Below are 19,262 nucleotides of genomic sequence, written 5' to 3' on the forward strand. Positions count from 1 at the left end.
CTCAACGTCACGCGCGCCGCTTCTGTCCAGTCGCGGCTTAAAGAACCCGCAGCACCTCAAACTGCTGTCGGATGGGAGCGACCTGTATCGACACCTCATCACCCTCGCATTTGCCCAGCATTGCCCTGCCCAAAGGGGCTTCGCTGCTGATGACCTGAACAAGCTGAGTGCCGCTGACCAACGTCATGCTGCCCCCATCCGGGCCGAGAAAGAGCTGTTGCTGCTTGTCGTCGGAGTCGACCAGGCAGACCAGCGAGCCGAGCTGTATGCCTTTGATGGCGTCGTAGGGACGCGGGCGGAATCGGCGCCAATTGGCCATCGCCTGGCGTATGGCTTCGGCGCGCCGGGCTTGGCCGGTGGCCAGGTAGGCGGCTTCGAGTCCCAAGGTGTCGTATTTGTTTTCGGCGATGTTCTCTTCGTGCGTCGCCGTTTCATGGGCTGCCCGCACGGCCTGTTCGGCTTGCAGCAGGTCTTCGGCGAGCCGTTCCAGCACCTGCTGTTGCAGCAAGAATTTATCCATGACGAAAGATCGGTATCTCGAACAAGCGGGGGGCAGGTTTTGATTATGAAGGGCTCCAGAAGCCTTCGACGCGGTCCAACCGCCAACGCCGCAGCCGCACTCATCGTGCGCAGGGCACCGGGTGCTCCCCGCAGCGAAATAAAGGAGGAGCGAAGCGGGGGACATTCGCGGAGGGGAGCACCCGGTGTCCTGTGCACGCGCCCCGAAGGCCCCCAAGCCGAGGCCGTCAACGCACCGCCACAGCTAAGGAAACCCCCGATATATGAATGGTCATTGACCCCCTAGGATCGAGCGCTGCTCGCCTGTCAAGGTGTACGGATCGCGTCCCGGCGTCCGCCCGGTGACATGGCGCCTGCCTCAGCTGCCCTTTCCTTCGATGACAACTCCTCCCGAGTCCGGCCCCACGCTGGACGCCGCCAGCCCTCCCCGACATCGAAGCCGCCGACGAACCGAACAAGGTTCCCCTCGCCATCGAAGACTGGCTCACGGTCCTCATCATGGGCGCGCTGGCGCTCATTACCTTCGCCAACGTCATCGTGCGCTACTTCACCGACTCGTCCTTCGCGTGGACGGAAGAGTTCTCGGTGTTCCTCATGATCATGCTGGCGCTGGTGGCCGGCTCGGCCGCCGTGGCGCGCGACCGGCACATCCGCATCGAGTACTTCTCGGAGAGCGGCTCCATGGCACGGCGCAAGCGCCTGGCGCAGTTCGGCGCGCTGATGATCGCCATCTTGTTCGCGCTGATCGGCGCGCTCAGCATCCGCATGGTGTGGGACGACTACCGCTTCGAGGAGACCACGCCCGGCATCGGACTGCCGGCCTGGTGGTATTCGATCTGGCTGCCCATCGTGTCGTTCGCGATCGCGGGGCGCGCCATCGGCCTCATGGTCCGCCGTGGCCGCAAGACGAACTACAAGTCTGACGACCACAGCAACACCAGCAAGGGCGACGCCAAGTGATCGCCACCCTGCTCTTCGTCGCCTTCGTCGTGATGATGCTGGTGGGCGTGCCCATCGGCGCCGCGCTCGGCCTGGCGGGCGCCGCCTGCATCGCGTTGGCCAACGCCGACGCCCAGTGGTTCGGACTGCTGGCCGTGCCGCAGAACTTCTATGCCGGCCTGGGCAAGTACCCGCTGCTGGCGATTCCGATGTTCGTGCTGGTCGGCTCCATCTTCGACCGCTCGGGCGTGGCGCTGCGGCTCGTCAACTTTGCGATTGCCATCGTGGGCCGCGGCCCCGGCATGCTGCCGCTGGTGGCGATTGCCGTGGCGATGTTCCTGGGCGGCATCTCGGGCTCGGGCCCGGCCAACGCCGCCGCCGTGGGCGCGGTGATGATCGCGGCCATGAGCCGCGCCGGTTATCCGCCGGCCTTCTCGGCCAGCGTGGTGGGCGCCGCGGCGGCCACCGACATTTTGATTCCGCCCTCGGTCGCGTTCATCGTGTACTCGGTGCTGGTGCCCGGCGCCTCGGTGCCGGCGCTGTTCGCGGCCGGCATGATCCCCGGCGTGATGGCCGGTCTGGCGCTCATGATTCCGGCCGTGTGGCTGGCGCGCAAACACAAGATGGGCGCGCTCGAATCGACGCTGCCGCGCCCGCCGTTCTGGAAGAGCTTTCGCGAAGCGATCTGGGGCCTGGCGGCGCCGGTGCTGATTCTGGGCGGCATGCGCGCAGGCTGGTTCACGCCCACCGAGGCGGCCGTGGTGGCGGTGTTCTACGGCCTGTTCGTGGGCATGTGCATCCACCGGACCATCAAGGTGCGCGACCTGTTCGTGATCTTGCGCGAGTCGGGCGAGCTGTCGGCGGTGATCCTGCTGGTGGTGTCGCTGGCGGGCATCTTCGCGTACTCGCTCTCGACGCTGGGCATCATCGATCCGGTGACGCAGGCCATCGTCAACTCCGGATTGGGCGAGTACGGCATCCTGGCGCTGCTGATTTTGCTGCTCATCACCGTGGGTATGTTCCTGGACGGCGTGTCGATTTTCCTGATCTTCGTGCCGTTGCTGCTGCCCATCGTGCAGCACTACAAATGGGACCCGGTGTGGTTCGGCGTGATCCTCACGCTGAAGGTGGCGCTGGGCCAGTTCACGCCGCCGCTGGCCGTCAACCTCATGGTCTCGTGCCGCATCGCCAAGGTGCGCATGGAAGAAACCGTGCAGTGGGTGGGCTGGATGCTGTTTTCGATGTTCGTGGTGATGGTGCTGGTGATCGCCTTCCCCGAACTCGCGCTGTGGCTGCCCCGCAAGCTGGGCTACTGATTTTTTCGTTCCATCGACCATCGACAAAGAGGAGACCTCTCTCATGAAATTCCGCCGCACCCTGCTCGGCCTTGCCGCTGTTGCCGCCACCCTCGGCCTGTTCTCGACCGGCGCGATGGCGCAGGCCGCCTACAAGCCCGAGTACAAGATGTCGCTGGTGCTGGGCCCGCCCACGCCGTGGGGCCAGGCCGGAAAGATCTGGGCCGACCTCGTGAAGGAGCGCACCCAGGGCCGCATCAACATCAAGCTGTACCCGGGCGTGTCGCTCATTCAAGGCGACCAGACGCGCGAGTTCAGCGCGCTGCGCCAGGGCGTGATCGACATGGCCGTGGGCTCGACCATCAACTGGTCGCCGCAGGTGAAGCAACTCAACCTGTTCTCCATGCCCTTCCTGATGCCCGACTACGCGGCCATCGACGCGCTCACGCAGGGCGAAGTGGGCAAGGACATGTTCAAGACGCTCGACAAGGCCGGCGTGGTGCCGCTTGCCTGGGGCGAGAACGGCTTCCGCGAAATCACCAACTCGAAGCGAGCGATCAAGTCGCCGGCCGACATCAAGGGCATGAAGATCCGCGTGGTCGGCTCGCCGATCTACTCCGACATGCTCACCGCGCTGGGCGCCAACCCCACGCAGATGAGCTGGGCCGACGCGCAGCCCGCGCTCGCCAGCGGCGCGGTCGACGGCCAGGAGAACCCGCTGTTCCTGTTCACCGTGCTCAAGATGCACACGGTGGGCCAGAAGTTCGTCACCACCTGGGGCTACGTGGCCGACCCGCTGGTGTTCGTCGTGAACAAGGAAATCTGGGCCTCGTGGACGCCGGCCGACCAGGCCATCGTGCGCCAGGCCGCGCTCGACGCCGGCAAGCAGGAAATCGCCATCGCGCGCAAGGGCCTGGTCGAAGCCGACAAGCCCGTGCTGAAAGACATCGCGGCCATGGGCGTGACGGTGACCAACCTCACGCCGGCCGAGCGCGACGCCTTCGTGAAGGCCACGCGCCCGGTGTACGACAAGTGGAAGTCGACCGTCGGCACCGACCTGGTGGCGAAGGCCGAGAAGGCCATCGCGGCCCGCGCGAAGTAAGCAAGCAAGCCTCGCTCTTTCTTCCCGCTTTCTTCCCCGCGCATCGGGGTGACGGCTGGTGGTGACGATCGCGACAATGTCGCCATGCTGCATCCCACCCCCCTGATCATCGACACGGACCCCGGCGCGGACGACATGATCGCGCTGCTGTTTGCCCTGGCGGCGCCCGAATCGCTGGCGATTCAGGCGCTGACCACGGTGGCAGGCAATGTCCCCCTGGCCAAGACCTCGCGCAATGCGCGCCTGGCCTGCGAATGGGCCGGACGGCCGGAGCTTCCGGTCTACGCGGGTGCCGAACGGCCCCTGCAGCGCACACCGATCTACGCCGCCAACATCCACGGCCGCGAAGGCCTCACGGGCGTGGCCGTGCACGATCCCGCCGTGCCGCTGGCCGAAGGCAGTGCCATCGATTACCTCGTTCGCACGCTGCGCGCCGCACCCGAGCACAGCGTGACGCTCGCCATGCTCAGCCCGCAGACCAACCTCGCGCTGGCGCTCGAACAGGCGCCCGACATCGTGCGCGGCCTGCGCGAGCTGGTGCTCATGGCCGGCGCGCACTTCAACGGCGGCAACATCACGCCGGTGGCGGAGTTCAACGTGTTCGCCGACCCGCACGCGGCCGAGGCGGTGCTGCAGTGCGGCGTGCCGATCACGATGCTGCCGCTGGACGTGACGCACAAGATCCTCACGAGCGACGCGCGCATTGCGCGGCTGCGCCAGCTGGGCAATCGCGCCGGCGCGATCGTCGCCGACATCCTCGATGCCTACGCGCCGCAGGAGATGGCGCACTACGGCATGCCCGGCGGCCCGGTGCACGACGCCACCGTCACGGCCTACCTGCTGCGGCCCGACCTGTTCCAGGGCCGACGCATCCACGTCGAGGTCGACAGCCGCGAAGGCATGGGCTTCGGCCAGACCGTGGCCGACTGGCACGGCAGCCTGAAGCGGTCCGCCAACGTGCAGTGGATCGTCGACGGCGATGCGCAGGGCTTCTTCGACCTGCTGACGGAACACATTGCGCGGCTGCCCTGAAAAAGAAAAGCCACGCCGCAAAAATGCGCGTGGCCTTGAGGACTTTTTCCAGGGATACCGCGGAACCGGCTTTGCCGGGCCGCTGGTATCGCCCCCTGCAAGGGGGTTGGCGTAGCGACACGAAGTGCGCGAAGCCTGGGGGTTAGCCTAATGTTGCAGGATCTTGTTGAGGAAATCCTTGGTGCGCGGCTGGCGATTCTCGGGGTGATTGAAGAACTCGTCCTTCGGGCAGTCTTCGAGGATCTTGCCGCCCACGTCGATGAAGATCACGCGGCTCGCGACCTTGCGGGCGAAGGCCATTTCGTGCGTGACGACCATCATGGTCATGCCTTCCTTGGCCAGGGCCACCATCACGTCGAGCACTTCGCCGACCATCTCGGGGTCGAGCGCCGAGGTGGGCTCGTCGAACAGCATGACGATCGGGTCCATCGACAGCGCACGGGCGATGGCCACGCGCTGCTGCTGGCCGCCCGAGAGCTGGCCCGGGAACTTGTCCTTGTGCGCCATGAGGCCCACGCGGTCGAGCATCTTCAGGCCACGCACCTTGGCTTCGTCCGCAGTGCGGCCCAGCACCTTGATCTGCGCGATCGTGAGGTTCTCGGTCACCGACAGGTGCGGGAACAGCTCGAAGTGCTGGAACACCATGCCGACCTTGGAGCGCAGCTTGGGCAGGTTGGTCTTGGGGTCGTGCAGCGGAATGCCGTTGACGGTGATCTCGCCCTTCTGGAAGGGCTCGAGCGCGTTCACGGTCTTGATGAGCGTGGATTTGCCGGAACCCGACGGGCCGCACACCACCACCACGTCGCCCTTGGAGATGTTCACCGAGCAGTCGTTGAGCACCTGCACCGGGCCGTACCACTTGGAGACGTTCTTGATTTCAATCATTTTTTCGGACATTTGTTTCTCTCCGGTTCAGTTCAGCCACTCAAACAATCAGCGAATGATGGCGATTTTCTTGTGCAGACGCTTGACCACGTAAGACAGCGAATAGCAGATGATGAAGTAGACGACCGCGGCCAGCAGGTAGGACTCCACCGGTCGGCCGAAATTCTTGCCGGAGGTCTCGAAGCCCTTGAGCAGGTCGTAGGCGCCGATGGCATACACCAGCGAGGTGTCCTGGAACAGGATGATGGTCTGTGTCAGCAGCACCGGCAGCATGTTGCGGAAGGCCTGCGGCAGGATCACGAGCCGCATGTTCTGCCCATAGCTCATCCCCACGGCCTGGCCGGCATAGACCTGGCCGCGCGGGATCGACTGGATGCCCGCGCGCATGATCTCGCTGAAGTAGGCCGCCTCGAAGGCGATGAAGGTGATCATCGCGGAATACTCCGCGCCGATGGGCCGCCCGATGACGAAGGGCACCAGCAGGAAGAAGCCCAGGATCACCATCACCAGCGGGACGCTGCGCATGCCGTTGACGTAGATGGCCGCCGGCATGTCCAGCCACTTCTTGCCCGACAGGCGCATGAGCGCCAGCACGGTACCGAAGACGATGCCGCCCAGGGTGGCCACGACCGTGAGGAACACGCTGAAGTAGAAGCCCTTCAGCACGTAGTTGCTGATGACGCCCCAGTCGTAGAAGGAAAAGTCGAGGTTCATCATGTCAGTGACCTCCGCCGGTGCCCGCGGCAACGAAGCCCGGGACACGCGCCTTCTTCTCGATGTGGGCCATGAGCCGGTTGATCACCAGCGCCGAGAAGATATAGAGCAGCACGACACCGATGTAGATTTCCATGTTGCGCCCGGTTTCCTCGCCAGCCTGCAGGTAGAACTGCGTGAGTTCCGCGATCGACACCGCGAAGGCCACCGACGAGTTCTTGAAGATGTTCATCGACTCGCTGGTCAGCGGCGGCAGGATGATGCGGTAGGCCATCGGCAGGATGACGTAGCGGTAGTACTGCAGCGTGGTGAAACCCACCGCCATGCCCGCATAGCGCTGGCCCTTGGGCAGCGCCTGGATGCCCGAGCGCAACTGCTCGGCAATGCGCGCCGATGTGAACAGGCCCAGCGCGACCACCACCAGCACGAAGGGCGGGAAATCGCGCATGACGGGGAACAGCGACGGCACCACGTGGTACCAGAGGAAGATCTGCACCAGCAAGGGAATGTTGCGGAACAGCTCGACCCAGGCGTTGCCGAATCGCACCAGCCACGGGTTGTCGGGCAGCGTGCGCAGGATGCCGATGGCCGATCCGACGACCAGGGCGATGATCAGTGCGCACAGCGACACCGACACCGTCCAGCCCCAGGCGGACATCATCCAGTTGAGATACGTAGATGCACCGCCCGTACCGAAGCAGCCTGGAACGATGTCACCATCGATCGTGTCTTTACAAAAGACCTGCCAGTCCCATGCCATGGGGAACTCCTCGTCTTGTCGTTTCTTCTATCTATGAAAAAAACAAACGCCCACCTTGAGGGCGGGCGCTTGTTGATCGGATCACGCCAAATGGATTACTTCTTGGCGTAGTCTTCCATCGGCTTGTTGTTCGGGTTGGCCCAGGCTGCCTTGGTGGCGTCCGACAGCGGCAGGTTCAGCGCCGTGTTGGTCGGGGGAACGGGCTGCATGAACCACTTGTCGTACAGCTTGGTCAGCGAGCCGTCCTTGATCTGGCGGGCAATGGACTCGTTGACCGCCTTCAGGAAGGCCTCGTCGCCCTTGCGCACCATGCAGGCGATCGGCTCGACCGACAGCTCGGGGCCGACGATGGTGTAGTCCTTCGGTGCCTTGGACTTGGCGATGTTGGCGGCCAGGATCGAGCCGTCCATCACGAAGGCGTCGGCACGGCCGGTTTCGAGCAGCAGGAAGCTGTCGGCGTGGTCCTTGCCCATGACTTCCTTGAAGTCGATGCTCTGGGCGCGTTCGTTCTTGCGCAGGGTCTGGACCGAGGTGGTGCCGGTGGTGGTGGCCACGGTCTTGCCGTTCAGGTCCTTCAGGTCCTTGATGCCCGAGCTGGCCTTGACGGCGATGCGCACCACTTCCACGTAGGTGGTCGAGGCAAAGTCGACGTCCTTCTGGCGGGTGGCATTGTTGGTGGTGGAGCCGCACTCCAGGTCCACGGTGCCGTTCTGCACCAGCGGGATGCGGTTCTGGGACGTGACGGGCACGTAGTTGACGGTGAGCTTCTTGCCCGCGGTCTTGCCCAGGTCTTCGATGATGCGCTCGCCCATCTCGGTGTGGAAGCCCACGTATTTGCCATTGCCCAGGGTAAAGGACAGCGCGGACGAATCGCGCACACCGAGGGCGACGGCACCGCTGCCCTTGATCTTGGCCAGCGTGTCATTGGCCTGTGCAAAGGCGCCGCTGGTGGCGAGCGCTGCGACAGCCAATGCCAATACTTGTTTTTTCATACGGAAAGCTCCTGAGGGTGACTGAAACAAATAGAACGAAATTCTAGACATTCGCATTTTGCGGGATACCCGGACCAACCCGGTGCATCCCACGGGCATCGTCGCCCGCCTCGCACCGGCCGCGCCCATCAAGGCGCCAGCCTGGTGCAATCCAGACATTTCGCATTGTCCGACTTTCACTAAGCAGCCTTTGTGCCCGGCATTCGGGCGGCTGTGCGTGGCGCAAGCAGTACCGGCGATCCCGGCGTGCAACAGCCGAAAAAAACTGCCGCGACTGTAGTGGCGCCGGGGTCCGGCCGCCAATGCTGATTGCGGGGCCCGGTATGCGCGGTGCTTATAGATTGTGCAGTGCACAAATCCGGCCGCCGCTCCCGCGGGTCAGTGCGGCGGCTGGGTTCCGACCAGGTACGACCACAAGGCGTCGGCCGTGCGCTTGGGCTGCATGCTTTCCGAGAGCCCGGCCCGCGCGGCCGAACGGCTGGCGCCGGCCTTCACCGGGACCGGCGCGCTGGGCCGCTCGCGGTAGGCGCGGATTTCCATCTTGGCCTCGAGGCTGTCGATCTCGGGCGGCAGCGCACTCACGAGCTTGCGTGCCTTGATCTCCTTGCGCACCGCACTCTGCGGCAGGAAGGCGATGCCGTGGCCTTCGAGCGCCATCACCTTCAGGCCTTCGGCCATGTCGGTCTCGTAGACGCGATCGAGGTGGATGGCAGTGCCCGACTCTTTCAGCAACTGGTCGACCACGCGCCCGAGGTACGCGCCCGGCGCATAGCCCAGGTAGGGCAGCGGCTGGCCCGGGCGGCCCGGCAGCCGGTAGCGCGGCGCGCCCTCGGCATCGGCCTTGACCCAGGGGGCGACGGTTTCCTCGCCCAGGCTGACCATCTCGTACTTGTTGGCATCGAGCTGCAGCGGCTGCGAGGGATGGTGGTAGGCAATGAGCAGGTCGCAGCTGCCTTCGACCAGCCGCAGCACCGCGTCATGCACGTTGAGCGCGATGAGCCGGCTCTTGATCGGCCCGAAGTGCTCGCGCAGGCTGGTGACCCACGACGGGAAGAAGGTGAAGGCCAGCGTGTGCGGCACGGCGATCTCGATCACGTCCTGCCCGGCGGCCGAGTGCCCGCGCAGCATGGCGCGCGTGCTCTGCAGCGACTGCAGCATCTCGATGGCCTGGCTGTAGAGCGTCTGGCCTGCGGGTGTAAGGCGCGTGGGGTACGAGCTGCGGTCGACCAGGTCGGTGCCGGCCCATCCCTCGAGCGCCTGGATGCGCCGCGAGAACGCCGGCTGCGTCACGTGCCTCAACTGGGCCGAGCGGCTGAAGCTGCGGGTTTCCGCCAAGCTGATGAAGTCTTCAAGCCACTTTGTTTCCATACGCGGCGATTATGCGAGCGCCGCGCCATACTGGGCGCCCCCTCCTTTTCCCGCATGCGCCATGTCTTTCGACGACCTGCCTGACCTCAGCGCCACCGAACTTTCGCGCCGCATCGCGGCCCGCGACCTGTCCTGCCGCGAGGTGATGCAGGCGTCGCTCGCCCGCATCGACGCGCTCAATCCGCAATTCAACGCCATCGTCTCGCTGCGCGACCCGGGCCAGCTGCTGGCCGAGGCCGACGAGCGCGACGCCGAACTGGCGCGCGGCGAACGGCGCGGCTGGATGCACGGCTTTCCGCTGGCCGTGAAAGACCTGAGCCATGCCGCCGGCCTGCCGACCTCGATGGGCTCGCCGCTGTCGCCGCGCTCGCCTGCGCGCACCGACAGCCTGCACGTCGCACGCATGCGCGCGGCCGGCGCCGTTGTCATCGGCAAGACCAACACGCCCGAGTTCGGGCTCGGCTCGCACACCTACAACACGGTGTTCGGCATCACGCGCAACGCCTACGCGCCCGACCGCAGCGCGGGCGGCAGCAGCGGCGGCGCGGCCGTCGCGCTGGCCTTGGGCATGCTGCCCGTGGCCGACGGCAGCGACATGATGGGATCGCTGCGCAACCCCGCCGCCTTCAACAACGTGATCGGCATGCGGCCCTCGCGCGGGCGCGTGCCCGGCGACCCGGAGCAGGAGCTGTTCTTTCAGCAGCTGGGCTGCGAAGGCCCGATGGCGCGCACGGTGGAAGACGCCGCGCGGCTGCTCGCGGTGCAGGCGGGCTTCGACACGCGCGTGCCGCTGTCGTCGCCACACGCCATGCCCTCGCCCGACGACATCGCGCTCGACGGCGACGGCAAGGGCCTGCGCATCGGCTGGCTGGGCAGCGTATGGCCCGAGTTGCCGCTGGCACCGGGCGTGCGCGAACTCGGCGAGCAGGCGCTCGACACCTTCCGCGCCATCGGCTGCGAGGTCGAACCCTGCACGCTCGACGTGCCGCGCGAGCACAACTGGAGCGCCTGGCTGCGATTGAGGCAACTGCTGGTGGGCGGCAAGCTCGGCGCCTACGTGAGCGACCCGAAGCTCTTCGCCCAGCTCAAGCCCGAGGCGCAATGGGAGATCGAGCAGAGCCGCCACCTGGACGCCGCCTCGCTGTACCAGGCCTCGCTCTATCGCTCGAATGTGTACCGCGCGTTCCTGAAGCTCTTCGAGCGCTTCGATTTCGTGCTCGCACCGACCGCGCAGGTGTTCCCGTTCGATGCCGCGCTGCACTGGCCGGCCGAGGTGAACGGCGTGAAGAGCGACACCTACCACCGCTGGATGGAAATCGTCACGCCCTTCACGCTGGCGGGCCTGCCGACGCTCAATGTGCGCGCGGGCTTCGGCGACGGCGGGCTGCCGATGGGGCTGCAGCTGGCGGGGCCGATCCATGCGGACCTCGAGGTGCTGCGGCTGGGGCATGCGTACGACCAGGCCTGCGGCTGGGGCGCGCGGCGCCCTCCGGTTTTGGTTTGACTCCCTCCCCTTCCGGAGGAGGGCGGGGGTGGGGGCAAGCGGCCGTCAATCGAGCGCTGCCTGCATTGCAAGCGCCGTCTGCCCCCATCCCAACCTTCCCCAGAGGGGAAGGAGCAAGACCCACGCGTGCGGATGCGGCGCGCGGCGCCCTCCGGTTTTGGCTTGACTCCTTCCGGGGAGGGCGGGGGTGGGGGCAAGCGGCCGTCAATCGAGCGCTGCCTGCATTGCAAGCGCCGTCTGCCCCCATCCCAACCTTCCCCCAGAGGGGGAAGGAGCAAGGCCCTCAGATCGGCGTGAGCACGCCCCGCCCTGCGAAGTGCCCTTCGGCGTTCGCGAGGAAATGGTTCACCGACTTCTGCGTGGCCTCGGGCGACCAGCCCGCCATGTGCGGCGTGAGCAGTACGTTGTCCAGGCCGACGAGCGGCTCGGGGCGCTTGGGTTCGCTCTCGTACACATCGAGCCCCGCGCCCGCGATGCGGTGTTCGCGCAGCGCCTTCGCCAGCGCCTCGGTGTCGACCACGCTGCCGCGGCCGATGCTCACGAGGTAGCCCTGCGGCCCGAGTGCATCGAGCACTTCGGCGTTGACCAGGTGCTTGGTCGCCGGCCCGCCCGGCGCGGCCAGTATCAGGAAGTCGGCCCAGGTAGCAAGCGACTTCAGATCGTCGAAGTAGCGCTGCGTGGCGCCTTCGCGCGGCTTGCGGTTGTGATAGCCGACTTCCATGTCGAAGGCGGCGGCGCGCTTGGCGATCTTCTGGCCGATGGTGCCCAGCCCCAGGATGCCGAGCTTCTTGCCCGACACGTTCGGCGGCTGCGGAATGGCTTCGCGCCACACGCCTTCGCGGCACAGGCGGTCGAGCTTGCGAAACTCGCGCACGATGCTGATGAGCAGGCCGAAGGCGTGGTCGGCCACGCAGTCGTCGTTCGTGCCTGCGCCGTTGGCGGTGACGATGCCGCGTGCGCGCGTCACGTCGAGCGGCACGCCCTCGTAGCCCGCGCCGAGGCAGCAGATCAACTCCACCGCCGGCATGGCCGCGATGTCGGCGGGCGTGAGGCCGATGACGCCGATGGTCAGCACCGCGCGAAATTTGGCGCCGTGCTCGGCGATGGCAGCGGCGCGCTCGGCGTCGCCGAAGGCGTAGGTCATGTCGTAGACCTCGGCAATCTGGGCCTGGTGGGCGCTCGAGAGGCTGCAGAGCACCAGCAGGGGAATCTTGGTCGACACGTCTGAACTCCTGGGTCGGTGAAAAAGAAGGGATGAATGATCGGGCTAGAGCAAGGGGACCGCTTCGCTCTTCTGCAAAGCCCACATCTGGGCGTAGCGGCCCTGCTGGGCCAACAGCTCTGAGTGCGTGCCACGCTCGACGATCACGCCCGATTCGAGCACCAGGATCTCGTGCGCCTCGACCACGGTCGAGAGGCGGTGCGCGATGACCAGCGTGGTCTTGCCCTGCGCGGCGCTGCGCAGCTCCGACTGGATGGCGCGCTCGTTGGCCGAATCGAGCGCCGACGTGGCCTCGTCGAAGATCACGATCGGCGGGTTCTTCAGCAGTGTGCGCGCGATGGCCACGCGCTGCTTTTCGCCGCCCGAGAGCTTCAGGCCGCGCTCGCCCACCGTCGTCTCGTAGCCCTTGGGCGTGGCCGAGATGAAGTCGTGGATGCGCGCAGCGCGTGCGGCGCCTTCGACCTCTTCGCGCGTGGCGCCGGGGCGGCCGTAGGCGATGTTGTATTCGACCGTGTCGTTGAACAGCACCGTGTCCTGCGGCACGATGCCGATGGCGCGGCGCACGCTGGACTGCTGCACGGCGCGGATGTCTTCGCCGCCGATGGTGATGCGGCCCTGCTGCACGTCGTAGAAGCGGTACAGCAGGCGCGCGAGCGTCGACTTGCCCGAGCCCGACGGGCCGACCACGGCCACCGTCTTGCCGGCGGGGATCTCGAAGCTCACGTGCTTGAGGATCGGGCGATCGGGTTCGTAGGCGAAGCTCACGTCTTCGAAGCGGATGGTGGAGTTGATGCCGCCGCCCTCACCCCTTCCCTCTCCCGGAGGGAGAGGGAGCAAAGACAAGGGCTTCGCACCGGGCGCGTCGCGCACTTCGCGCTCCTTCTCCATCAGCACGAACATCTTGTCCAGGTCGGTCAGGCTCTGCTTGATCTCGCGGTAGATCACGCCCAGGAAGTTGAGCGGAATGTAGAGCTGGATCATGAAGGCGTTGACCATCACCAGGTCGCCCAGCGTCATGCGCCCTTCGACCACGCCCGAGGTCGCGCGCCACAGCATCAGCACGAGGCTCACGGCAATCAGCAGCTGCTGGCCGGTGTTCAGCATGCTCAGCGTGCGCTGGCTCTTGATGGCGGCCTTGCGGTAGCGGTCGAGGCTGGCGTCGTAGCGCTTCGCCTCGAAGTCTTCGTTGTTGAAGTACTTGACGGTTTCGTAGTTCAGCAGCGAATCGACCGCGCGGCTCTGGGCCATCGAGTCGAGTTCGTTCATGGTCTTGCGGAACTGCGTGCGCCACTCGGTCACCGTCACGGTGAAGGTGATGTACAGCACCAGCGCCGCGCCCGTGATCCACACGAACAGCGAATCGAACTTCACGCCCAATATGGTGAGCACCAGCGCCAGCTCGATGATGGTCGGCACGATGCTGTAGAGCGACATCGAAATGAGCGAATGCACGCCGCGCGTGCCGCGCTCGATGTCGCGCGTCATGCCGCCGGTCTGGCGCTCCAGGTGGAAGCGCAGGCTCAGCGAGTGCAGGTGGCCGAACACCTCCAGCGCGATCTGCCGCGCCGTGCCTTCGGTGGCCTTGGCGAAGATCAGCTCGCGCAGTTCGCCGAAGAGCGCCGTCGAAAAGCGCAAGAGTCCGTAGGCCAGCAGCAGCCCGATCGGCACGATGAGCAGCGCCTGCGCCATGTCGGGCTTGGGCGTCATCGTGTCGATGAGGTTCTTCAGCAGCACCGGCACGCCCACGTTGGCCACCTTGGCGCCCACCATGAAGGCCAGCGCGGCCATCACGCGCCATTTGTACTGCCAGAGATAGGGAAAGAGGCGACGCAGGGTCGCCCAGTCGGAACGGTCGGCGCGGTCCGGCGGATGGCCGCCGGGCGCATGGGGAGAGGGGGAAAGGGCTTCGCCGCTTCGGCGCATGGGGGACAATCGTGGCTGTTGTTGTTGCCTCAGATTGTGCCCATGTCCTCTTCTTCCAGTGCCTCTTCCGCCGCAGCGACGGCCGCCGCCACCCTCAAGAGCCTGCCCACCGACATGGAGCTGGTGCTCAAGGTCATTCCGATGCCGGCCGACTGCAACGCCAACGGCGACATCTTCGGCGGCTGGGTCATGGCGCAGTGCGACCTGGCCGGCTCGGTGATTCCGGCGCGCTACGCCAAGGGGCGCCAGGCCACCGTGGCGGTCAACGAATTCATCTTCAAGCAGCCGGTGCGGCTGGGCGACATCCTCTCGTTCTATTCGAAGCTGGTGCGCGTGGGTCGCACCTCGATCACGGTGACGGTCGAGGTGTTTGCCGAGCGCTTCCGCGCGCAGGGCGAGTACATCAAGGTGACGCAGGCCACCTTCACCTACGTCGCGATCGACGACAACGGCCGCCCCCGGCCGATCGAACAGCCGGCGGCCTGAGCGGCCTCCGTCAGCCGACGCCGATGCCGGCGTCGCGCACCCGTTCGCTGCACTCGAACTCGCGGTTGATCCAGCGCGCGTCGCGCCGCTCCACGCGGCGGATGTAGACCGACTGCACCACGTCGCGCGTGTGGGCGTCGATCTCGACCGGTCCGCGCGGGCTGTCCAGCCGCAGGCCGCGGAACGCATCCACCAGCCGTTCGGCGCCCGCCTTGCCGCCGCGCGCACCCGGCGCGCTCAGGGCCGCATCGATGGCCGCGAGCCCGTCGTGGGCTGCCACGGCAAAGTAGCCCGGGCGCAGGTGGCTGCCGTACTCGGTTTCGAAGGCGCCCGCGAAGCGCCGGTTGGCCGGCGACTCGTGGGCGAAGGAATAGTGGTGGCTGGTGACCAGCCCCTCGGCCAGTTCGCCGATGCCGTCCAGGTAGTGGTCGTCGGTGGCGTCGCCCGTGGCGAGCAGGCGGATGCCGGTGTCGGCCATGCCGCGGTCGCGCCAGAACTTCAGGAAGATGGCCGGCATCTGGCCCGACGGCAGGAAGAAGAACACGGCCTGCGGCTTCAGCTCGCGCAGGCGCAGCATGTAGGCCGAGTAGTCGAGGGTGTTCAGCGGCACGCGCAGCATCGCCCCCACGCGGCCGCCGCCCGCGGTGATGCCGGAGACAAACGCGCTTTCGGCGTCCACGCCCGAGGCGTAGTCGGCCACCACGGTGCACACATCGCGCAGCCCCTGCTGCAGCGCCCAGCGCGCCAGCGGCGCCGTGACCTGCGCGATGGTGAACGACACCCGCACCATGAACGGCGAGCGCCCGGTGATGCCCGAGGAGGCGGCGTTCATGATCACGGTCGGCACGCGCGCCTGCGTGGCGACGGCGCCGACGGCGTAGGCGTTGGAGCTGAAGTCCAGCCCCGTGAGCAGGTCGACGCGTTCGCTCTCGATGAGGTCTTGCGCCTGGCGCCGTGCCTGTTCGGGCGCGCTGCCGGGCACGTCGCGGCGCAGGAGCTCGACCGGCCGGCCCGCGATCTGCTGCTTGTGGTCGGCCAGCCAGACCGCCATGCCGGCGTCGAACTGGCGCCCACCGCCCGCATAAGGCCCCGACCACGAGCCGATGACCCCGATGCGCAACGGCCGCACGCGCGCCAGCACCAGCGAGGGCGCCGCGAGCGAGCCTGCGAGTAAGCCCAAAGCATGCCGGCGCGTGGGCCCGAATGCTACTTTTTCAGTAGCACGCATCGCCCGTGTGGCGGGCGCTGTGGGCGAGTTGATGTCTGGAGCAGGCACGAGGAACAGTGTACGCAGCCACCGTCCGCAAGCAAGCCCACGGAAGGCTTAGACCTTCGAGAAATCGGGCTTGCGCTTCTCCATGAAGGCGCCGAACGCTTCCTTGGCGGCCGGCTCGCGCAGCATGCGGCCGAAGCTCGCACCTTCTTCGCCCATGCGCTCGAGCACGGCGGGCATCTGCGTCTTCTTCAGCAGGCGCTTGGTTTCGATCAGCGCGCTCAGCGGCTTGGCGGCGAGCTTGCGGGCCTGCGTCTGTGCGATGCCGTTGGCCTCGGTCGGCGGCACGACGCGGTTGACCAGGCCCACTTCGAGCGCGGCCTCGGCCATGAAGGGCTCGCCCAGCAGCAGGGCTTCGGCGGCGCGGTGGTAGCCCAGCATCTGCGGCACCAGCAGGCTCGACGCGGCCTCGGGGCACAGGCCCAGGTTCACGAAGGGCATCGAGAAGGCCGCGTTGTCGCCCGCATAGACGAGGTCGCAGTGGAACAGCATCGTGGTGCCGATGCCCACGGCCGGGCCGCACACGGCGGCGACGATCGGCTTCGGAAAGGTCGCGATGCCGCGCAGGAAGCGGAACACCGGCGATTCGGTGTTGGCGGGCGGCGCATTGAGGAAGTCGCCGATGTCGTTGCCGGCACTGAAGATCGTCGGGTCGCCCTGGAACAGCACGCAGCGCACAGCCGCGTCGCTCTCGGCCGTGGCGAGCGCGTCGGCCATCGCGGCGTACATGCTGCTGGTGATCGAGTTCTTCTTGTCGACGCGGTTGAAGGTGATGGTCATCACGCCGGCTTCGGTGTGGACGAGGATGTCGCTCATGGGATTTCCTTGAAACAAAAAATGGACAACGCCACGCATCGAGCGTGGCTCCTTCGGGAGACACCGCGGAACCGGCTTTGCCGGGCCGCAGGTGTCGCCCCCTGCAAGGGGGTTGGCGGCCACACGAAGTGGGCAAGCCTGGGGGTGTGCATCAGGTCAGGGCTTCGCGGACAAAGTCGAGGCGGTCCTGGCCCCAGAACATCTGATCGCCGACGAACATGGTGGGCGCGCCGAACACGCCGCGTTCCACCGCCTCTTGCGTGACCGCCTTGAGGCGGTCCTTGGTCTCCTGCGCGCCGGCCAGCGCGAGCAGGCCCGCGGCGTCGAAGCCCGCATTTTGCAAGACGGCGCCGACGGTCGCGGGGTCGTTGAGGTTCTTCGGCTCGACCCACATCGCATGGAACACGGCATCGACGTACGCGCCGAAACGTTCGGGTGCCGTCATCTGCACGCCGGTCGCGCCGCGCATCAGCAGCAGCGTGTTGATCGGGAAATGCGGGTTGTGCGCGAAGGGCACGCCGTAGCGCTTGGAGAAACGCTGCAGGTCGGTCGTGAGGTACGGGCCCTTGGCCTTGATCTCGGCCGGCGAATGGTTGCCCGTGGCCTGGAACACGCCGCCGAGCAGCATGGGCTTCCAGACCAGCTCGGCGCCGGTGTCGGCGCACACGTGCGGCAGCTGCGTGGCGGCCAGGTAGGCGGCGGGGCTGCCGACGTCGAAATAGAAATCGACGGTTTTCGTCATGGTGTCGTCTCCTTGAGGCTGTGTGTCGCGGCGCGAAGCTCGGCGCCGGTCAGAACTTCTCGGACCAGGGGCGCAGGTCGAGCTCGTGCGTCCACGCATCGCGCGGCTGCGCGTGCAGCATCCAGTAGCTGTCGGCGATGTGGTTCGGGTTCAGGATGCCGTCGCTGTCCTTCAGCGCATAGCGCTCGGGGAAATTGCTGCGGATGAACTCGGTGTCGATGGCACCGTCGACCACCACATGCGCGACGTGGATGCCCTGCGGCCCCAGCTCCCGCGCCATCGATTGGGCCAACGCGCGCAAGGCCATCTTGGCGCCCGAGAAGGCACCGAAGTTGGCTGCACCGCGCAGCGACGCCGTCGCACCGGTGAAGATGATCGTGCCGCGATGAGCGCCCGTCGGCATCTCGCGCGCCACCATGCGCTTGGCCACTTCGCGGCCGTTGAGGAAGCCCGAGAAGCAGGCCATCTCCCACACCTTGAAGTACTTGCGCGCGGACTCGGTGAGGATGCTCTCCGGCACGTTGGCGCCGATGTTGAACACCATCACCTCGATCGGCCCGACGGTCGATTCGATCTGCTCGATGAGCGCCACCACTTCTTCTTCCTTGCGTGCATCGCAAGCGAAGGCGTGGGCCCGGCCGCCGTCGGCCTCGATCTGCGCCACCAGCGGCTGCAGCTTGTCGAGGCTGCGCCGCGTGACGCAGGTGGCGTAGCCCTCGCGCGCGAAACGGCGGGCAATGGCGCCGCCGGTGGCGTCTCCTGCGCCGACGATCAATGCAGCTTTGGTGAGTGCCATCGGGTCATTCCTTGTAGTAGACGATCTGGTTCGAGGTGGCGAGCAGCGCGCCCTTCTCGCTCCACAGCTGCGCCTTCTGGTCGAAGAAGCCGTTGAAGAACTGCTGCCCCGCCGCGCAGCCCAGCAGGTAGCCCGTGCCGACCTCGGCCAGCTCGGCGGCGCCGACATGGAAGTACGTGGTGATCGACACCGTGCCCGCGGGCACGTGCTTGGCGCGGCGCAGCCAGACGCGCGGATAGAACACGTCGCTCAATGCGGCGAGCGAGGCGAAGTCGAGCGGGCGGGCCTGCGCGTCGCGCACCCAGATGCGGGTCTCGCTGTGCTGCAGGCTGCCGTCCCATTTCGAGGGAATGCCGCCGCTGAACGGACGCATCTCGTACTGATCGAGCCAGGCCACGCCCGACGGGCCGATGCTCATGCGATCGACCGACGCGGGCGTCGGCGCCTCGGGCATGGTGAGGTCGGCCTGGCTCCAGGTGTCGCGACGCGCGGCCGTCACCACCGTGGCGGTGGTCGTCATGTTCGCCGTGCCGTCGGCACCCGGCTGTGTGATCGTCACCGTCCAGTGTTGCGTCGAGCGGTTGGTGCGCACGGCGATGGCCTGGATGTCGAACGCGCCCTCGCCGAGCGCGGCCGCGTAGTTGACCGTCAACGCGATGGGCGTGCCGAGCAGGTCGGGGTGCTGGAGCACCGACTGCAGCGCCAGCGCCGCAGTGGTGCCGCCGAACGGACCGACCATGTTCCAGTAGTCGGGACTCGTGGTGCCGGTGAAGTGCCCCACGCGGATGTCGCTGTGGTGCAGGGCCAGGGCTTTGTCGAAGGGGTGTGGGGTCGTGCGCATGGTGATCAGCAGTGTGCCTCCGGTCGATGACCTCACGCAGTCGTGTGCGGGAC

19 protein-coding genes are annotated in these 19,262 nt (G+C 66.7%); 6 read left to right on the plus strand and 13 right to left on the minus strand.

The features are described from left to right. Nucleotides 1–37: 37 nt before the first annotated feature. Nucleotides 38–520 (minus strand): GreA/GreB family elongation factor, encoded by a 483-nt coding sequence (locus tag GFK26_RS02645; protein WP_099794983.1) that lies wholly within the window; start codon nt 518–520, stop codon nt 38–40. Between the two features lie 497 nt (nt 521–1,017). Between GFK26_RS02645 and GFK26_RS02650 the strand changes: the two genes are divergently transcribed. The 4 genes from GFK26_RS02650 (at nt 1,018) to GFK26_RS02665 (ending at nt 4,887) form a co-directional block, all read left to right on the plus strand. After that, nucleotides 1,018–1,479 (plus strand): TRAP transporter small permease, encoded by a 462-nt coding sequence (locus GFK26_RS02650; RefSeq protein ID WP_228121879.1) that lies wholly within the window; start codon nt 1,018–1,020, stop codon nt 1,477–1,479. Beyond that, on the plus strand, nt 1,476–2,774 hold the full coding sequence (locus GFK26_RS02655) for a TRAP transporter large permease (RefSeq protein WP_153280724.1): 1,299 nt from the start codon (nt 1,476–1,478) through the stop codon (nt 2,772–2,774). Before GFK26_RS02650 ends, GFK26_RS02655 begins: the two co-directional genes overlap by 4 nt. A gap of 43 nt (nt 2,775–2,817) precedes the next feature. Next, nucleotides 2,818–3,855 carry a DctP family TRAP transporter solute-binding subunit gene (locus tag GFK26_RS02660; protein WP_099794979.1) on the plus strand — a complete coding sequence of 346 codons (1,038 nt, stop codon included), beginning with the start codon at nt 2,818–2,820 and terminating at the stop codon, nt 3,853–3,855. A gap of 87 nt (nt 3,856–3,942) precedes the next feature. Next, nucleotides 3,943–4,887: a nucleoside hydrolase gene (locus GFK26_RS02665; protein ID WP_153285833.1), complete on the plus strand. Its 945-nt coding sequence runs from the start codon at nt 3,943–3,945 to the stop codon at nt 4,885–4,887. Between the two features lie 147 nt (nt 4,888–5,034). Here the strand turns inward: GFK26_RS02665 and GFK26_RS02670 are convergent, their stop codons facing one another. From GFK26_RS02670 to GFK26_RS02690, 5 genes are all read right to left on the minus strand, one after another. Next, entirely contained in the window at nt 5,035–5,772 is a 738-nt protein-coding gene (locus GFK26_RS02670) for an amino acid ABC transporter ATP-binding protein (protein ID WP_099797376.1), read from the minus strand. A 48-nt stretch (nt 5,773–5,820) separates the two neighbouring features. Further along, on the minus strand, nt 5,821–6,489 hold the full coding sequence (locus GFK26_RS02675) for an amino acid ABC transporter permease (RefSeq protein WP_194274010.1): 669 nt from the start codon (nt 6,487–6,489) through the stop codon (nt 5,821–5,823). Nucleotide 6,490: 1 nt separating this feature from the next. Then, entirely contained in the window at nt 6,491–7,246 is a 756-nt protein-coding gene (locus GFK26_RS02680) for an amino acid ABC transporter permease (RefSeq protein ID WP_056575887.1), read from the minus strand. Nucleotides 7,247–7,341: 95 nt separating this feature from the next. Further along, complete coding sequence (locus GFK26_RS02685; protein WP_153280725.1) at nt 7,342–8,238, minus strand: transporter substrate-binding domain-containing protein; 897 nt, start codon at nt 8,236–8,238, stop codon at nt 7,342–7,344. Between the two features lie 378 nt (nt 8,239–8,616). Then, nucleotides 8,617–9,606: a LysR substrate-binding domain-containing protein gene (locus GFK26_RS02690; protein ID WP_153280726.1), complete on the minus strand. Its 990-nt coding sequence runs from the start codon at nt 9,604–9,606 to the stop codon at nt 8,617–8,619. Nucleotides 9,607–9,667: 61 nt separating this feature from the next. On the opposite strand from GFK26_RS02690, the gene GFK26_RS02695 reads away from it, so the two are divergent. Beyond that, entirely contained in the window at nt 9,668–11,110 is a 1,443-nt protein-coding gene (locus tag GFK26_RS02695) for an amidase (protein WP_153280727.1), read from the plus strand. A 283-nt stretch (nt 11,111–11,393) separates the two neighbouring features. Here the strand turns inward: GFK26_RS02695 and GFK26_RS02700 are convergent, their stop codons facing one another. Together GFK26_RS02700 and GFK26_RS02705 are read right to left on the minus strand one after the other, a co-directional pair. After that, nucleotides 11,394–12,332 (minus strand): 2-hydroxyacid dehydrogenase, encoded by a 939-nt coding sequence (locus tag GFK26_RS02700; protein ID WP_153280728.1) that lies wholly within the window; start codon nt 12,330–12,332, stop codon nt 11,394–11,396. A gap of 45 nt (nt 12,333–12,377) precedes the next feature. Next, on the minus strand, nt 12,378–14,255 hold the full coding sequence (locus GFK26_RS02705) for an ABCB family ABC transporter ATP-binding protein/permease (RefSeq protein WP_153280729.1): 1,878 nt from the start codon (nt 14,253–14,255) through the stop codon (nt 12,378–12,380). Between the two features lie 42 nt (nt 14,256–14,297). Here GFK26_RS02705 and GFK26_RS02710 point away from each other — a divergent pair, with 42 nt between their 5' ends. Continuing rightward, complete coding sequence (locus GFK26_RS02710) at nt 14,298–14,741, plus strand: acyl-CoA thioesterase (protein WP_099794971.1); 444 nt, start codon at nt 14,298–14,300, stop codon at nt 14,739–14,741. Between the two features lie 10 nt (nt 14,742–14,751). Here the strand turns inward: GFK26_RS02710 and GFK26_RS02715 are convergent, their stop codons facing one another. The 5 genes from GFK26_RS02715 to GFK26_RS02735 form a co-directional block, all read right to left on the minus strand. Next, nucleotides 14,752–15,870, minus strand: coding sequence for an ABC transporter substrate-binding protein (locus GFK26_RS02715; RefSeq protein WP_153285835.1), 1,119 nt, complete (start codon nt 15,868–15,870; stop codon nt 14,752–14,754). Nucleotides 15,871–16,065: 195 nt separating this feature from the next. Continuing rightward, nucleotides 16,066–16,830 (minus strand): enoyl-CoA hydratase, encoded by a 765-nt coding sequence (locus tag GFK26_RS02720; protein WP_153280730.1) that lies wholly within the window; start codon nt 16,828–16,830, stop codon nt 16,066–16,068. 151 nt (nt 16,831–16,981) lie between these two features. Next, the gene (locus GFK26_RS02725) at nt 16,982–17,572 is read right to left on the minus strand and encodes a 2-hydroxychromene-2-carboxylate isomerase (RefSeq protein ID WP_153280731.1); all 591 of its coding nucleotides are present in this window, start codon (nt 17,570–17,572) and stop codon (nt 16,982–16,984) included. A 49-nt stretch (nt 17,573–17,621) separates the two neighbouring features. Then, entirely contained in the window at nt 17,622–18,368 is a 747-nt protein-coding gene (locus GFK26_RS02730) for an SDR family oxidoreductase (protein ID WP_153280732.1), read from the minus strand. A gap of 4 nt (nt 18,369–18,372) precedes the next feature. Then, entirely contained in the window at nt 18,373–19,209 is an 837-nt protein-coding gene (locus tag GFK26_RS02735; RefSeq protein WP_153280733.1) for an acyl-CoA thioesterase, read from the minus strand. Nucleotides 19,210–19,262: the final 53 nt, after the last annotated feature.

It is taken from the genome of Variovorax paradoxus (assembly GCF_009498455.1).
Classification (GTDB): domain Bacteria; phylum Pseudomonadota; class Gammaproteobacteria; order Burkholderiales; family Burkholderiaceae_C; genus Variovorax; species Variovorax paradoxus_H.

Bases quoted from the DNA above. Each gene is read 5' to 3' on its own strand.
- GFK26_RS02710 (WP_099794971.1), top strand. From the start codon at position 14,298: ATGTCCTCTTCTTCCAGTGCCTCTTCCGCCGCAGCGACGGCCGCCGCC.
- GFK26_RS02730 (WP_153280732.1), bottom strand. From the start codon at position 18,368: ATGGCACTCACCAAAGCTGCATTGATCGTCGGCGCAGGAGACGCCACC.
- GFK26_RS02705 (WP_153280729.1), bottom strand. From the start codon at position 14,255: ATGCGCCGAAGCGGCGAAGCCCTTTCCCCCTCTCCCCATGCGCCCGGC.
- GFK26_RS02675 (WP_194274010.1), bottom strand. From the start codon at position 6,489: ATGATGAACCTCGACTTTTCCTTCTACGACTGGGGCGTCATCAGCAAC.
- GFK26_RS02720 (WP_153280730.1), bottom strand. From the start codon at position 16,830: ATGAGCGACATCCTCGTCCACACCGAAGCCGGCGTGATGACCATCACC.
- GFK26_RS02685 (WP_153280725.1), bottom strand. From the start codon at position 8,238: ATGAAAAAACAAGTATTGGCATTGGCTGTCGCAGCGCTCGCCACCAGC.
- GFK26_RS02680 (WP_056575887.1), bottom strand. From the start codon at position 7,246: ATGGCATGGGACTGGCAGGTCTTTTGTAAAGACACGATCGATGGTGAC.
- GFK26_RS02695 (WP_153280727.1), top strand. From the start codon at position 9,668: ATGTCTTTCGACGACCTGCCTGACCTCAGCGCCACCGAACTTTCGCGC.
- GFK26_RS02735 (WP_153280733.1), bottom strand. From the start codon at position 19,209: ATGCGCACGACCCCACACCCCTTCGACAAAGCCCTGGCCCTGCACCAC.
- GFK26_RS02650 (WP_228121879.1), top strand. From the start codon at position 1,018: ATGGGCGCGCTGGCGCTCATTACCTTCGCCAACGTCATCGTGCGCTAC.
- GFK26_RS02645 (WP_099794983.1), bottom strand. From the start codon at position 520: ATGGATAAATTCTTGCTGCAACAGCAGGTGCTGGAACGGCTCGCCGAA.
- GFK26_RS02690 (WP_153280726.1), bottom strand. From the start codon at position 9,606: ATGGAAACAAAGTGGCTTGAAGACTTCATCAGCTTGGCGGAAACCCGC.
- GFK26_RS02725 (WP_153280731.1), bottom strand. From the start codon at position 17,572: ATGACGAAAACCGTCGATTTCTATTTCGACGTCGGCAGCCCCGCCGCC.
- GFK26_RS02670 (WP_099797376.1), bottom strand. From the start codon at position 5,772: ATGATTGAAATCAAGAACGTCTCCAAGTGGTACGGCCCGGTGCAGGTG.
- GFK26_RS02660 (WP_099794979.1), top strand. From the start codon at position 2,818: ATGAAATTCCGCCGCACCCTGCTCGGCCTTGCCGCTGTTGCCGCCACC.